Origin of the sequence: Exiguobacterium sp. B2(2022) (assembly GCF_028823655.1) — a bacterium.
Taxonomy (GTDB): Bacteria; Bacillota; Bacilli; order Exiguobacteriales; family Exiguobacteriaceae; genus Exiguobacterium; species Exiguobacterium aestuarii_A.
Genome location: NZ_JAPEHX010000033.1, coordinates 1 through 15208 on the forward strand (window position 1 = coordinate 1; position 15208 = coordinate 15208).

14 protein-coding genes and 1 tRNA gene are annotated in these 15208 nt (G+C 45.6%); all 15 read left to right on the top strand.

The features are described 5' to 3' along the window. The first annotated feature begins 61 nt into the window (after positions 1–61). A tRNA-Ile gene (locus ON063_RS08105) sits at positions 62–135 on the top strand. 113 nt (positions 136–248) lie between these two features. After that, positions 249–1721: an alpha-amylase gene (locus ON063_RS08110; RefSeq protein ID WP_274664789.1), complete on the top strand. Its 1473-nt coding sequence runs from the start codon at positions 249–251 to the stop codon at positions 1719–1721. An 84-nt stretch (positions 1722–1805) separates the two neighbouring features. Then, positions 1806–2414, top strand: a complete 609-nt coding sequence (locus tag ON063_RS08115) for a superoxide dismutase (protein WP_274664790.1) — start codon at positions 1806–1808, stop codon at positions 2412–2414. Positions 2415–2570: 156 nt separating this feature from the next. Then, positions 2571–4634: a peptidoglycan D,D-transpeptidase FtsI family protein gene (locus ON063_RS08120; RefSeq protein ID WP_274664791.1), complete on the top strand. Its 2064-nt coding sequence runs from the start codon at positions 2571–2573 to the stop codon at positions 4632–4634. Positions 4635–4786: 152 nt separating this feature from the next. Next, positions 4787–5725 carry a PstS family phosphate ABC transporter substrate-binding protein gene (locus ON063_RS08125; RefSeq protein ID WP_074033336.1) on the top strand — a complete coding sequence of 313 codons (939 nt, stop codon included), beginning with the start codon at positions 4787–4789 and terminating at the stop codon, positions 5723–5725. An 83-nt stretch (positions 5726–5808) separates the two neighbouring features. Further along, positions 5809–6753: a phosphate ABC transporter permease subunit PstC gene (gene pstC / locus ON063_RS08130; RefSeq protein WP_274664792.1), complete on the top strand. Its 945-nt coding sequence runs from the start codon at positions 5809–5811 to the stop codon at positions 6751–6753. Between the two features lies 1 nt (position 6754). Then, entirely contained in the window at positions 6755–7666 is a 912-nt protein-coding gene (gene pstA, locus ON063_RS08135) for a phosphate ABC transporter permease PstA (protein WP_274664793.1), read from the top strand. Positions 7667–7776: 110 nt separating this feature from the next. Continuing rightward, positions 7777–8538 (top strand): phosphate ABC transporter ATP-binding protein PstB, encoded by a 762-nt coding sequence (gene pstB, locus ON063_RS08140; RefSeq protein WP_224862754.1) that lies wholly within the window; start codon positions 7777–7779, stop codon positions 8536–8538. Positions 8539–8554: 16 nt separating this feature from the next. Then, positions 8555–9217 carry a phosphate signaling complex protein PhoU gene (phoU, locus tag ON063_RS08145; protein WP_274664794.1) on the top strand — a complete coding sequence of 221 codons (663 nt, stop codon included), beginning with the start codon at positions 8555–8557 and terminating at the stop codon, positions 9215–9217. Positions 9218–9332: 115 nt separating this feature from the next. After that, positions 9333–10091, top strand: coding sequence for a DUF4912 domain-containing protein (locus ON063_RS08150; protein ID WP_274664795.1), 759 nt, complete (start codon positions 9333–9335; stop codon positions 10089–10091). 15 nt (positions 10092–10106) lie between these two features. Further along, on the top strand, positions 10107–12308 hold the full coding sequence (locus ON063_RS08155) for a 1,4-alpha-glucan branching protein domain-containing protein (RefSeq protein WP_274664796.1): 2202 nt from the start codon (positions 10107–10109) through the stop codon (positions 12306–12308). 84 nt (positions 12309–12392) lie between these two features. After that, positions 12393–12557, top strand: a complete 165-nt coding sequence (gene rpmG, locus ON063_RS08160; protein WP_255313299.1) for a 50S ribosomal protein L33 — start codon at positions 12393–12395, stop codon at positions 12555–12557. A gap of 112 nt (positions 12558–12669) precedes the next feature. Further along, positions 12670–13227, top strand: a complete 558-nt coding sequence (locus tag ON063_RS08165; protein WP_274664815.1) for a 5-formyltetrahydrofolate cyclo-ligase — start codon at positions 12670–12672, stop codon at positions 13225–13227. Beyond that, on the top strand, positions 13206–13976 hold the full coding sequence (locus ON063_RS08170) for a DUF92 domain-containing protein (protein ID WP_274664797.1): 771 nt from the start codon (positions 13206–13208) through the stop codon (positions 13974–13976). Before ON063_RS08165 ends, ON063_RS08170 begins: the two co-directional genes overlap by 22 nt. A gap of 169 nt (positions 13977–14145) precedes the next feature. After that, entirely contained in the window at positions 14146–15102 is a 957-nt protein-coding gene (locus tag ON063_RS08175) for an L-lactate dehydrogenase (protein ID WP_074033328.1), read from the top strand. Positions 15103–15208: the final 106 nt, after the last annotated feature.

The following is a 15208-nucleotide window of genomic DNA, read 5'->3' on the forward strand; positions in this document are numbered from 1 at the left end:
TAGAGCGTACGGTTCATACCCGTGAGGTCGTGGGTTCGACTCCCTCCGCCGCTACTTATAAGGACCCTTAGCTCAGCTGGTTAGAGCAGACGGCTCATAACCGTCCGGTCGTAGGTTCAAGTCCTACAGGGTCCATTTGAAACAACTTTCATTTTGTGAAAGTTGTTTTTTTGTTTTCAATCTAAAATTCGTGGGTAAATAGTCGTTAGCATTTTGTTTTTTGAAAAATATGAAATGAGGCGGACAAAATGGAACGAAATCACACCATGATGCAGTTTTTTGAATGGCATATCGAAGCGGATCAAAAACATTGGAAGCGGTTAAAAGAGAGAGCGGAAGATTTAAATAAAGCTGGAATCACTGCGTTTTGGTTACCACCCGTCACAAAAGGACAAAGCGGTGAAGACACAGGCTATGGCATCTATGACTTATATGACTTAGGTGAGTTCGATCAAAAAGGGTCGATTGCCACAAAATACGGGACGAAAAAAGAACTTCTTGAAGCGACAACCTATTGTCAGCAAGAACTAGGGATGCAAATTTATATGGATGTCGTCATGAACCATAAAGCAGGAGCAGATGCGACCGAGAAGTTTGAAGTGCTCGAAGTGGACCCAAACGATCGTACGAAAATCCTTTCAGAGGAGCCTTTTGAAATCGAAGGATGGACAAAGTTTGATTATGAAGCTCGTGATGGGAAGTATTCTACATTTAAATGGGACTTCACACATTTTAACGGAACGGATTATGATGCGGCGACAGATCGTTCTGGTATTTTCTTTATAGTTGGAGAGAATAAGAAATGGAACGATAATGTTGATGATGAATTCGGTGTCTATGACTATTTGATGTTTGCGAACATTGACTATCATCATCCTGATGTTCGGGAAGAAGTATTGAACTGGGGGAAATGGTTCATTGAGGAAACGAAATGCGACGGCTTCCGATTGGATGCGATCAAACACATCAACTATGACTTCGTGAAAGAGTTTAGTCAGACGATGCGGGAAGAGAAAGGTGATCAATTCTATTTAGTTGGAGAGTTTTGGAAGTCTGATCTTAACGCGTGCCGTGAATTTCTTGATAACATCGATTACCACGTCGATCTATTCGATGTTCCGCTTCACTATAAATTACATCAGGCGTCAGAAGAAGGGACCGCATTCGATATGCGTACCATTTTTGATGATACGCTCGTTCAGTCACACCCGCTCCATTCAGTGACATTTGTAGACAATCACGATTCGCAACCGGAAGAGGCGCTTGAGTCGTGGGTAAAAGATTGGTTCAAACAAATCGCATACGGTCTCGTCTTGCTTCGTAAAGATGGCTATCCATGTGTCTTCTACGGGGATTACTACGGCATCGACGGTCCCCACCCGACTGATGGGATGAAACTCGCCATTGACACACTTCTATATGCTCGTCGGGAAAAGGCTTATGGGGAACAGGATGATTACTTTGATGATGCAAACGTTATCGGCTGGGTACGCAAAGGTGTGGAGGAGATCGAGCGCTCAGGATGTGCCGTTCTCATCTCAACTTCGGACGAGGCTGAAAAGAAAATGTTTGTAGGGGAAGAGCGAGCTGGTGAGACATGGGTTGATTTGACGAATACACGTGAAGATAAAATTGAGATTGATGATGAAGGATTTGGGGTATTTAAAGTGGCGGCGGGGTCTATTTCAGTCTGGGCGTTACCAGAAGAAGATGTAGAGTGAAGCATTACAATTGAGTCGACCGTCACAAATCTGTTACATTTATAACGAACGTTGTTCAAAACACTTTTAAGGGGGATTTTAGTAATGGCTAAATTTGAATTACCACAACTTGATTACGCATATGATGCACTCGAACCACACATTGACGCACGCACGATGGAAATCCACCACACGAAACACCACAACACTTACGTCACAAACGTAAACAATGCACTCGAAGGAAAAGACGTGGAGTACTCTTCACTCGAAGACTTGCTTCAAAAAATCGATTCGCTTCCTGCTGACATTCAAACTGCTGTCCGTAACAATGGTGGCGGCCACTGGAACCACTCGTTCTTCTGGAAACTTTTGAAGAAAAATGAGAACGGGACACCTTCTGGCAATCTCGCTGCTGCAATCGACGAGTCGTTCGGTAGCTTTGATGCATTCAAAGACGAGTTCACAAAAGCTGCAACTACTCGTTTCGGTTCAGGATGGGCATGGCTCGTCGTGAAGAACGGCAAACTTGAAGTGACGTCTACACCAAACCAAGATTCACCAATCATGGAAGGCGTTACGCCAATCCTCGGACTTGACGTTTGGGAGCACGCTTACTACTTGAACTACCAAAACCGTCGTCCTGACTACATCAATGCATTCTTCCACGTCATCGACTGGGATTATGTTGCGAAATTGTACGCTGACGCAAAATAAGTCGTTTGTCCCGAGATTCTCCATAGAGTCTCGGGTTTTTTTGTGTCTTTCATTAATTTGTAAACAAATTATGATATAGTGAAAAACGGACAAAATAGTAGATGACCGTGTACGCTATACTATAGAAGGAATCGATTGTGGAAGGAGATAACGGACTTGGCAAAAAATCGTGTGAAAGTGCCGAAGAAACGGCGAAACCACTTACCGTTACGTTTAAATTTGTTATTTTTCATCGTCTTCGTTCTATTTGCGACCTTAATCTTTCGATTAGGCGTCGTTCAAATCGTGAATGGGGAATTGATTGCACGTGAAGTACAAAAAACTGAGTCAAGTAAGATTAAATACGAGGTACCGCGAGGGAAGATTTATGACCGTAACGGTCAAGTGCTCGCGGATACGATTTCAAACTACTCGATCATGTACCGTCGTTCGCAGGTGACGAAAGCGGATGAACGCTTAGATGTCGCCAAAAAGTTGTCAGAAATCGTCGATATTCCGAAAGAAGATCGCAAAATGACGGAACGAGACCGTAAAGATTACTGGATTGCAACAAATCCAGAACTCGCACAAGAACGTACACAAGCATTGTTGGAGGAGTTACCGGAAGATGAGCGGGCTGCCTTGTCCAACCAAGATGTAGACCGGCTCCTACTCGACTCCATCACAGAAGAAGAGATCACGTTCGATGATGCGACAGAAGAAATCATCGCGATCAAACATAATATGGAGAGCGGCTATGCGCTCGACCCACAAGTCATCAAAATCGGCGCAAGCCCGAAAGAGATGGCAGTCATTGAAGAAAACTTAGAAATGTTGCCAGGTGTTAGCGTTGAGCCATACTATCAACGGGACTATCCGTTCGATGAGACGTTCAAGAGTTTCTTAGGAAGCTATCGTCAAATCCCGGCAGAACAACGAGCTTCATATCAGGCGAAAGGATATGGACTGAACGACCGTGTCGGGACGTCCTACTTGGAGCAACAATATGAAGACGTCCTTCGCGGAACGCCTGCATACGATGTGTTCACGACGTATAAAGGTGAACCGGTCGGGGAACCGACTCGCGTGAGCGGGAACCCGGGTAAAGATATCGTATTGTCGACTGATATCGAATTCCAAAAAGAAGTCGACGAGATTTTGAAGAAGGCGATTCGGGCCGGACGTTCGGGAAGTCCTCATTTTGACCGCGCATTCGCTGTCGTCATGAACCCACAGACGGGTGAACTCCTCGCTTTGTCAGGGCAAGAGCTTGATTTAGAGACGAACGAGTTCAAAGATGTTTCGACGGGGACTGTGCTCCGTGCCAGTCAAATTGGGTCAACCATCAAAGGGGCGACGGTCGCTTATGGATTTGAAGAAGGTGTCGTCGAGCCAGGAGAATATATTTATGATGCGCCGATTAAAATCGGATCGTCTACCAAAGCCTCTTACCGAAACATGGGGAACATTAACGATTTAGATGCACTCGCGATGTCGTCAAACATCTATATGTTCCAGATTGCGTTACGTTTGGCTGACTATTATTCGACTGGACAAATTGTCGGGGAAAACGTCACACAAGCGTTTGAAACGATGGAACATTACTATAAACAGTTCGGTCTCGGAATCGAGACGGGAATAGATTTACCGTTCGAGTCGATTGGATTCCGTAGCGTTCCCGACCGTGTCACGCTCCTCATGGATATGTCGATTGGACAGTATATCTCGTACACGCCGATCCAATTGGCTCAATATACGTCCACGTTAGCGAATGGCGGTTATCGCATTCAGCCGCATTTATTAAAAGAAATCATTGAGCCAGGTTCGCTCGATGAAAATAAGAAACAAGTCGTCAGCACGTTCCAACCGAACGCGTTGAATAAAGTGGATATTCAAGATAAGTATATCGAGCGGGTTCGAGAAGGATATCGCCAAGGGGTTGAATCTGCATCGGGTTCATCTCGGATTTTGCAACAGACAGGAATGACTGCGGCAGGTAAGACCGGAACGGCACAGGCAATTGCTGAAGGTGCAGACGGTCAGGCGAAACGGAACGCGAAAGGGGAACCAATCAAGACGCTTAACTCGAACCACGTCGGTTGGGCGCCATTCGACGATCCTGAAATCGCATGGGCGATCATCATGCCTGGACTTGAGGCAGAAGGAATCAATACACGTGTCGCGCACGATATTATGAAAGCTTACTTTAACTTAGAAGATGTGAATGCAATGCTTCAATGAAAGGAGTCACTTTGGTGGCTTCTTTTTTGTCTTTACAATTCTTTTACGTTCCGTTTATTTCTCGTTAATAGAAGTTCATTAGGATATTAATTGTAGGACAGAACAACAGATCCACAACAAAAATCAAAGCAAACTCAAGGAGGACGTCACAAATGTCTTGGATGAAAAAATCAGCTTTACTCGCTTCAATCACTTCGGTCGCACTCGTAGGTGCAGCCTGTGGGAACAATGAAGAAGGAAGTGGCGCTGCTGAAGGCGATGCGCTATCAGGAAAAGTCGTCATGGACGGATCATCAACTGTATTCCCAATCATGGAAGCAGTCGCAGAAGAATATTCAGCTGAACAACCAGAAGTTGAAGTGACAGTCGGTGTCTCTGGTACGGGTGGTGGCTTCAAACGCTTCGTGACGGGAGAGACAGACTTCTCGAACGCATCACGTGAAATCAAAGAAGAAGAAGCAGCTGAAGCTGAGAAAAATGGTGTGGAATTTACACAACTCTCAGTCGCACTTGATGGTCTTTCACTCGTTGTGAACCCAGCAAACGATTGGGCACAAGATATCACAATTGAAGAATTGAATAAAATGTGGACAGATACAAGCGTGAAAACGTGGAAAGACGTTCGCTCGGACTGGCCAGATGAAGAGATCTCATTCTTCGCGCCTGGTAAAGACTCAGGTACATTCGACTTCTTCAATGAAGCTGTTCTCGACGATACAGACATTCGTGAAGACGCACAATTGTCAGAAGACGACAACGTCCTCGTCACAGGTGTAGCAGGAACGGAAGGCGCAATCGGATTCTTCGGATACGCATACTACATCGAAAACCAAGATACATTACGTGCCATGGCAGTCGAAGGTGTAGAGCCAACTCCGGAAACAATCAATGATTTGTCTTACCCGCTCTCACGTGAAATCTTCACATATGTCAACAACGCTTCGTTGAAAGATAAAGAGCAAGTAGCTGATTTCGCACGCTTCATGAACGAAAACGCAGGTGCGCTTGCTGAAGAAGTAGGATATGTCGGTATGGAACAAGCGCGTTACGATGAAAACGCGAAGATGATCGACGAAATCGCTGGAGAATAAAATGATACGTGGCAGAAGGTGAGGGTAACTCTCACCTTCTCGCCATGCTTTCTAGTATGAAGAGGTAGGGAGCGATACACGAGATGAATGAACCAAACAAAGAGCTCTCGATTCGAGAGATGATTCAACAAAATAAACAAAAGAAATATAGTACGACGAACGTGTTTGATAAAATCATGCCGTTCTTATTATTCTTGAGCGCATTCGTATCGGTCGTCACGACAATCGGTATTGCGTTCACACTTGGCTTTGAGCTATTCAAGTTCTTTGAACGAGTGCCTGTCGCTGAATTTTTAGGGTCGACAGAATGGTACCCGCTTAGTGCAGACCAGCGCTTCGGGGTATGGGCACTTGTGATGGGAACACTCCAAATTACTGTAATTGCGATGATCGTTGCCGTACCGCTTGGACTGGCGTCTGCGATTTATTTGAGTGAGTACGCTTCGGAGCGAGCGCGTCGTGTATTAAAGCCGATCTTAGAAGTGTTGGCAGGTGTACCGACCATCGTATTCGGTTTCTTCGCGTTGTCATTCATCACACCGATTTTGCAAGCGTTGATTCCAGGACTTCAAATTTACAATGCGCTTAGTCCTGGTATTGTCGTCGGGATCATGATTATTCCGATGATCGCTTCGATTTCTGAGGATGCGATGAGTGCGGTACCGAAGAAAATTCGAGATGGTGCGCTCGGTCTAGGTGCAACACGCCTTGAAGTGGCGACGAAGGTCGTTATGCCGGCAGCGACGTCTGGAATCATTGCTTCAATCGTTCTCGGAATGAGCCGTGCGATTGGGGAAACGATGATTGTAACGATTGCGGGTGGATCGCAACCGAACTTCGAGTTCAATCCGCTCAATGCGATTCAGACGATGACAGCATATATTGTTCAAATCGCAAAAGGTGACGCTGGTTACGGCACAATCGAATATTACAGTATCTATGCGGTCGGTGCGTTGTTGTTCGTCTTCACTCTGTTGATGAACTTGCTCGCAAACTGGGTGACGCGCCGCTTCAGAGAGGAGTACTAATATGGCTTTACCGAACAGTGAGTTCAAGAATACGAAGAACCTGATGGATCGTGAGACGGTGTCTGAACGAATCAAACGCCGCTTACAACTGAATGAAATTTTCAAATACGTCTTTTTAGCAGGACTTGTCTTTGCCCTTCTGGTTTTATCAACATTGATCTATGACATCGTCTCAAAAGGGGCGGGATGGGTCGACCTTGATTTCTTACGCAACTTCCCGTCACGTCGTCCTGAAGATGCTGGTCTATATCCTGCATTGATTGGATCATTATGGTTGATGTTATTGATTGTACCAATGGTGTTCGTCATCGGTGTCGGTGCAGCCATCTACCTAGAAGAGTATGCTCCAAAAAATCGAATGACTTCATTTATTGAAGTTAATATTTCGAATTTGGCTGGTGTCCCTTCAATCGTTTTCGGATTGCTAGGTCTAACGATATTCGTCCGAGTCATGGAATTAGGCAACTCGGTTATAGCAGGTGCGTTAACACTCGGTCTCATGAGTTTACCGATTGTCATCGTAGCCTCACAAGAAGCATTACGGGCAGTCAAAATGGAGTTAAGACACGCTTCATTAGCACTAGGAGCTTCAAAGTGGCAGACCACGTTCAATGTCGTCTTGCCGTCAGCGTTGCCAGGGATCATTACTGGTATTATCCTCGCCGTCTCACGTGCAATCGGTGAAACAGCACCGTTGATCATGGTCGGCGCAGCAACATTTATTTCAACAACACCAAGCAGTATTTTCTCTGACTTTACGGCGCTCCCAATCCAGATCTATAACTGGACGAGCCGACCGCAAGCAGAATTCCAAAACTTGGCCGCGGCAGGAATCATCGTACTCATGACAATGCTCATTGCGATGAACTCTGTAGCGATTTACATCCGAAACAAATATACGAACCGACATTAAGTCGTTCTTGCAGATGAATGAGGAGGAAGCTCGAGATGATGAAACAACAAGAGCTCAATAAAGGAGATCAAAACGTGAACACAACAACGACAAAACCGACAACTACTGAGATGAAAAAAGATAGCGCTTATGTCGTCAACAATTTGAACCTATGGTACGGCGAAGATCAAGCTTTGATTGACGTCAACCTCGATATTAAAAAGAATGAAGTTACGGCCATCATCGGACCATCTGGGTGCGGGAAATCAACATTCATTAAAACGTTGAATCGCATGGTAGAACTCGTACCATCTGTTCGGACGAATGGTGAAATCTTGTATCATGGTCGGAACATCTTCGACCGTGGATATAAAGTAGAAGATTTACGTACATCGGTCGGAATGGTATTCCAACAACCAAACCCGTTCCCGAAATCAGTATATGATAACGTAGCGTACGGTCCTCGTACGCATGGCATCAAAAATAAAAAAGTACTCGATGAGATTGTCGAGCGCTCACTTCGTGGCGCTGCCATTTGGGATGAAGTGAAAGATCGTCTGAACGAAAACGCATACGGACTTTCTGGTGGACAGCAGCAACGTCTCTGTATCGCTCGTACGCTAGCAATCGAACCTGACGTCATCTTGATGGATGAACCGACATCTGCCCTTGACCCGATTTCAACCCTGAAAGTGGAAGAACTCGTTCAAGAGTTGAAAGAGCAATACTCGATCATCATCGTCACGCATAACATGCAACAAGCTGCCCGTGTTTCGGATAAAACGGCCTTCTTCTTAAATGGAGAAGTTGTCGAGTTCGATGTAACAGATAAGATTTTCTCGAATCCATCTGACAAACGGACGGAAGACTATATTTCTGGCCGTTTCGGTTAAGGAGGAGACTAGATTGATGGCACAAAATCGCACATTTTTTGATACGAAATTAACTGAATTAGAAGATAAAGTAGTTCGTTTAGCAAACTTGACGATGCGACAAACGGCGACGGCAATTGAAGTGTTAGAAAAACACGATCTTGAATTAGCAAAAACGGTAATCGACAACGATAACGAACTTGATGATTTAGAGTTAGCAATCAACGACGAAGCGATTTTATTGATTGCAAAGCAACAGCCAGTTGCGACTGACTTACGTCGTCTGATTGTGACGATGAAATCGGCGACAGACTTAGAACGCATTGCGGATTACGCGACGAACATCGCCAAAGCTGTGACGCGAATTGAACATGTTCCTTATTTACATGACATTCAACCACTCAAGCAGATGGCTGAACAGTTGATTGACATGCTCGAGTTGGCGACACGTGCGTATCGTAAAGGGGAAGTGAGTCGTGTCCGTGAACTCAATGAAATGGACCGTGTAATTGATGAAATCAATCTAACGGTGATTAAACAATACATCGGTTCCCTTCCGGCAATGACGGTCGGGACGAACGATGTATACGAGTTCTCAAACATCGCTAGATATCTCGAGCGGATGGGCGATCACGTGACAAACTTCGGAGAACATTTAATTTTCCTTGAAAAAGGGAAACATTATGATTTGAATCAATAAGATTAGTGGTAAAGAACAACAGTGCTGTTGTTCTTTATTTTTTTGGGCAGGAATTCATAAAGAATGAGCGAATACTAGTCTACATGGATTTTTACATGAAGGGAGCCATACAGAGATGGAAGAGAAAATCGTATCCTTGAAGCAACAAGGACTTACGTTGAAACAGATTGCGGCAGAACTAGACGTCCCGATTGGCAAAGTCCAATACGCATGGCGCAAATGGAGAAATCAGCAACAAGAGTTGGAGGAAGTTGTCCCTGTGAAACAAAAGAGCAACAAGAAAGCTAAAGCGAAAGCGAAAGCACCAGGAGCCACTTCGCGTAAACAAGTTGCCACAGCGAAAGAAACGAGTGATGTGAACGTATCGCCACTTCTTGCGAAAGGACCAGAAGGATACTGGCAGTTGCCAGACCGATACAACGTAGACTTTTTACATGCAGTCGTACAATCACCGAACTCGGTTTATGTGTGCTGGGAAGTGTCTGATTTGGTCAAAGAGACGTTAGAGCTTCAGTTTATGAGACGATGGGAAGAGCTACCGAAAGCATTCCGTATTTTAGACGTGACCTTATTGGATTATGCGAGCGGTCATGCAAATCGTTCATATACGTTCGACCTACCTGAAATGACGAATAGTTGGTTCGTTCGTCCTCTCGATCCGAATACGACATATGTGTTCGAATTCGGGATACGCACGATGGAGGGAGAATTTTTACCAATCGTGGCATCAGCACCGCTTGATACACCGCGTGCAGAACCAGCCGGCATCGGACGTTTTGCGGAACCTGTGAGACGTTGGCAGTACGGGGAAGTAGATTCTCCTGAGTTGTTAGATACATTACCAAAATATGCGGCATACCGTCACGTACGTTAAGGAGGACATTTTTACATGAAACCAGGATACTTTTCACTCGTCCTTCATGCTCATTTACCGTACGTTAGGCATGAAGAGAAGCACCGATTAGAAGAAAGATGGGTATATGAAGCCATCTCAGAAACATATATTCCAATCCTTTGGCAAGTTGACCGCTTGAAGCGGCCATTGCATTGGACAGTCAGTATTTCGCCACCAGTGGTAGAAATGCTCGCTGACCCGCTCATCCAAGACCGATATGTCGAGCACATCGATGAGATGCTCGAATTGATTGCGTTAGAACTCTCAGAGGGAAGAACGGATGAGGAGACGTCGACGCTACATTTCTATGAACAGCGTTATCACGACTTGAAAAATACGTTCCTTCATTGGAATAAAAACTTGAATGAAGCGTTCCGTACATATCGTGAAGCGGGATATATTGACATGGTGACTTGTACGGCGACCCACGGCTTCAACCCACATCTCTTCACGGAGCAGGCGGCACGGGCTGAAATTCGGACAGGTCTCAACTGTTTCGAACGTCACTACGGGTTCCGTCCGACAGGGATTTGGTTGCCAGAGTGTGCGTATACACCAGGCGTGGACCGAATTCTCTACGAGGAAGGAATTCGATACACCTTTGTCGATGAACATGCATTGCTCGATGCGGACCCGACTCCTGAAAAAGGCATTGGTGCTCCGGTCTATTCTCCACACGGTGTCGCATTGTTCCCACGAGACCAAATCATCTCGGGTAAAATCTGGAGTTCGATGATTGGATATCCAGGTCACCCTGACTATCGAGAGTTTTATCGAGATTTGGCCTACGACCGAGATTGGGACTACATTCAATCGTTCATGCATCCGGAAGGCATTCGATTCGACACAGGATTAAAAATGCACCGCATCACAGGTGACACCGATCAAAAAGACTTTTATGTACGTGAGTGGGCTGAACATCAAATCGAGAACCATGCGACAGACTTCGCTCAAACGTTAGAAGGGCACCTGGAGGCACATGGCGGACAAACGTTCCCACCGTTCTTGGTCACAGCACCGTTTGACGCGGAATTGTTTGGTCACTGGTGGTTTGAAGGTCCTGAATTTCTTGGGAAAGTCGCAGAGCGGCTCGAAGAATTTGGAATCGAAACGATCACGCCAGCAATCTTCCTTGAGCGTCACTTCAAAGATTTACAAACCGTCCATGTTTCCATGAACACATGGGGACGAAAAGGCTACGGTGAAGTTTGGATCAATGAACGAAATGAATGGATGCTCCGTCACCTGCACATGATGGAGATGCAACTCGTCAAAGACGTAGCAGATTATCGTAATCAATCGGATTTGACGAATCGTGCGTTAAAGCAATTGATTCGCCATTATGTGTTGGCTGTATCGAGTGACTGGGCGTTTATCTTAGATGGGCAAACGACAGCACAGTATGCGGCTGAACGCTTCAGGGAGCATACACGTCTCTTCGCAGAACTTGAAACGGCGCTTTATCAAGGCACTGTCTCGAACAAGTTGCTCGATGATCATTATGCGGCGTATCCATTCCTTCAAGACGAAGACCTTGATGTCGATTCATTCCTCTCCCCGCACGACTATTACGTGACGACTGAACGAGATGCAGAAGAGTCAGCAATTCTTATGCTGACACCCGAATATCACGGTCATATCGTCGGTGGACTTGGTCAACGTGTCGTCGAGGAAGTGGAGGCGAGAGCAAATGAGGGAGAAACCGTCTATGTGCTGACGCCGTATCACGATGAGTTACCGGAATACGAACGACACGGAAACGTTCATGTGTATCGAGTCCGTCCGACGAGTCCATTTTTAGAGCACGTCATGAATCAGGTTGCCACGCAAAATATTGCGTATGTCAAACTCGTTCATGAACTTTCGAAACGGGTATCATTCAAAGTGATTCATCATTTTGATTGGATGACGATTCCTGCTGCAAGAGAACTTGCGCAATCACTTGCGCTTCCGTTATACTCAACTATGTTGTCCTTTGAAGCGACACGGAACCCGCACGGGCACGGTGGTTTATTCGATGCAATCCATCGTATTGAAAACAGTGTGTTCTCGTCAGCGGAGTACGTCTATGTCGGCGAAGAGCTCTCGATGAATGACCTGAAACAATGGTATAAAGTAAGCGAGAATGTCAACACATGCCTACCTCTTGAATCTTCTCCATACGGACAGGAATCAATGAAAAAGAACGTGAAATAACCTTGCTTTTTCATAAGAAACTTGGTAGGATAATTGAGTATGCTTAGACTGTAAAGCAAAAGCACTTGATACAACATCATTAAGATGGGAGTGAAAGAAATGCGCGTTAAAATTACATTAGCTTGCACAGAAACAGGCGATCGCACGTACATCACGAAGAAAAACAAACGTAACAACCCAGAGCGCCTCGAGTTGCGCAAATACAACCCACGTCTCCGTCGTCACACGCTTTACCGCGAAGTGAAGTAATGAGGGACCGGCCGTCACATATGTGGCGGCTTTTTTTGTAAGGAGGAATGCGTTGTGGAAGACAAAGCAGCGTTAAGACGAACTGTCCATCAGTACATTAAACAAATGAACAATCGCCGAAGACAAAGCAGCGTTAAGACGAACTGTCCATCAGTACATTAAACAAATGAACAATCGCCAACAAGTTGACCAAGTCATCCATCAGAAGTTGTTCGCAACAGAGATATGGAAAGAAAGCCAGACGATTGCCGTGACCTCGTCACTTCCGCTTGAAATTAATACATCGCCAATCATTCATGAAGCGTTTGAAGCAGGAAAAACGGTGTGCGTCCCGAAAGTAACGGAGCAGGGGTTAACGTTTCATATTATTCATTCAGTAGATGACCTTGAGACGGGCGTCATGAATATTTTGGAGCCGACGACCCCGCCGACGACGAAAAGCATCGACCTCTGTCTTGTGCCGGGAAGGGTATTTGACCGGTCTGGATATCGAATCGGTTGGGGTGGAGGATACTATGACCGATTTTTACGTACATATGAAGGGGAGACGGTTTCATTAGCGTACTCCGTTCAATTGGTCGATCAAGTGCCGACTGAACCACATGATCTACCTGTTCAGTGGATTGTGACAGAAAAGGAGATGATTCAATGTTCGCCATATTTGTTGTAACTTGTATCGTCGCCTTTCTCGGGTATCGGTTGCACTCCTTGACGCTCTCGGGAGCCGTCTTGACAGTGGTGACGGGGGTATTGATCGGGTTATCGTTTGGGTGGTTCGGCCTCTATTTACTTGGTGTATTCTTCTCGACGTCTTCACTTGCATCGAAATATCGATCTCGTGATAAAAAAAATGTAGATGACATTGTCGAAAAAACGGGAGCGCGCGACGCCATTCAAGTATTAGCAAACGGTGGAGTAGGGATTCTCTGTGCCCTCGGTTACTTACTGACAGATGACCTCGTCTATCTTTATATGTACATCGTGGCTATTGCGGCAGCGACGAGTGACACGTGGGGATCTGAATTCGGTGTCCTCGCAAAACGTAAACCGCGTTTCATGTTCACGTTTAGAGAAGTTGAGCCGGGAACGAGCGGTGCCGTTTCAACATTTGGGACGGTCATGTCGATTGTAGGCGCATTCGTGATTGTTTGCTCTTCCCTCCTGTTTGTCGAATTGGATATGGCATTACTGTTGGCGCTTTGGGGAATCGGACTGAGTGGGAGCGTCATCGATACATTGCTCGGGGCGACGGTTCAACGGAAGTTTCGTTGTACGGTTTGTGGAAAGCTGACGGAAAAGAAAGTTCATCATCAAGTTCCTACAACATATGTGTCAGGGTGGCGTGTGCTAGGGAATGATGCAGTCAATTTTTTATCCGTTCTTGGAGCGGCGTCTATTTGTTTTTTGGTGTTCGGATGAGGGTAGTACAGAAAATGAAGATGTTTCAAATGAATGTGAATGTTGTCACAATATCGCCAAAGTGAAAACGGTTTCCACTGTAGTTAGGGTTTGTGAATGATGTTACAATCTTGTTGTAACAGAGATAACAAAAACATGAAACAGATTGATCGAAGGGTGGAGAATCAATATGGAAACATTAAATCATGCTAAAGTAACGCGCGTCGCACTTGTAGGGGCAGGGGCAGTTGGAGCGAGCTTTGCGTACCAGTTAACGACAGCAAGCCTTTGTGAAGAACTCGTCATCATTGACATCAACAAGGCAAAAGCAGAAGGGGAAGCGATGGACTTGAACCACGGCGTCTCGTTCGCGTCTTCACCGATGCGTGTATGGGCAGGGGATTACGCAGATTGTGGTGTAGCAGACATCGTCGTCATTACTGCAGGTGCACCGCAACGTCCAGGTGAGACTCGTCTTGACCTTGTCGAAAAAAATGCGAAGATCATGAAATCGATGATTTCAGATATTATGGATTCTGGTTTTGATGGCATCATCATTATCGCCTCAAACCCGGTCGACATTATGACACATTTGGCTTGGAAGTATTCAGGACTACCTAAACATCGCGTCTTCGGCTCAGGAACTGTACTCGACACGTCGCGTTTACGTTACATGCTTGGCGACTATTTCAATGTCGACCCACGCAACTGTCATGCCTATATCATGGGTGAGCACGGTGACACTGAGTTTGCTGCTTGGAGTAATGCTCGTATCTATGGAAAGTCTGTTGAGCAGTTGCTCGAAGAGCATGATGAATACAACTGGCAAGACCTCGAAGACATATATGTGAACGTACGTGATGCGGCTTATCACATCATCGAACGTAAAGGTGCGACATACTATGCCATTGGACTCGGATTACTCCGTTTGGTCAAAGCGGTCCTTCGTAATGAGAACACGTTGCTGACAGTCGGTGCTCATCTTGATGGGGAATACGGTTTACACGATATTCATATCGGGGTACCGGCCATCATCAACCGTCAGGGCGTGCGTGAGGTCGTTGAGATTGAGTTGTCAGAAGAAGAACATCAAAAAATGCAACATTCTGCGAACGTCCTTATGAAAACGATGGAACCTGTCTTGTAATTGTGATATATGAGTGACCCGTAGCCGTAAAGGTTGCGGGTTTTTGTACGTTTGAGGCAAGCCACGACTTTGTCGTGAGGTACAACGTGATTTACAATAGAATGAG

What these genes read in the sequence shown, in the direction of transcription:
- ON063_RS08110 (WP_274664789.1), top strand. Translation starts at nt 249, where the DNA reads ATGGAACGAAATCACACCATGATGCAGTTTTTTGAATGGCATATCGAA.
- ON063_RS08115 (WP_274664790.1), top strand. Translation starts at nt 1,806, where the DNA reads ATGGCTAAATTTGAATTACCACAACTTGATTACGCATATGATGCACTC.
- ON063_RS08125 (WP_074033336.1), top strand. Translation starts at nt 4,787, where the DNA reads ATGTCTTGGATGAAAAAATCAGCTTTACTCGCTTCAATCACTTCGGTC.
- pstC (WP_274664792.1), top strand. Translation starts at nt 5,809, where the DNA reads ATGAATGAACCAAACAAAGAGCTCTCGATTCGAGAGATGATTCAACAA.
- pstA (WP_274664793.1), top strand. Translation starts at nt 6,755, where the DNA reads ATGGCTTTACCGAACAGTGAGTTCAAGAATACGAAGAACCTGATGGAT.
- pstB (WP_224862754.1), top strand. Translation starts at nt 7,777, where the DNA reads ATGAAAAAAGATAGCGCTTATGTCGTCAACAATTTGAACCTATGGTAC.
- phoU (WP_274664794.1), top strand. Translation starts at nt 8,555, where the DNA reads ATGGCACAAAATCGCACATTTTTTGATACGAAATTAACTGAATTAGAA.
- ON063_RS08150 (WP_274664795.1), top strand. Translation starts at nt 9,333, where the DNA reads ATGGAAGAGAAAATCGTATCCTTGAAGCAACAAGGACTTACGTTGAAA.
- ON063_RS08155 (WP_274664796.1), top strand. Translation starts at nt 10,107, where the DNA reads ATGAAACCAGGATACTTTTCACTCGTCCTTCATGCTCATTTACCGTAC.
- rpmG (WP_255313299.1), top strand. Translation starts at nt 12,393, where the DNA reads ATGGGAGTGAAAGAAATGCGCGTTAAAATTACATTAGCTTGCACAGAA.
- ON063_RS08170 (WP_274664797.1), top strand. Translation starts at nt 13,206, where the DNA reads ATGTTCGCCATATTTGTTGTAACTTGTATCGTCGCCTTTCTCGGGTAT.
- ON063_RS08175 (WP_074033328.1), top strand. Translation starts at nt 14,146, where the DNA reads ATGGAAACATTAAATCATGCTAAAGTAACGCGCGTCGCACTTGTAGGG.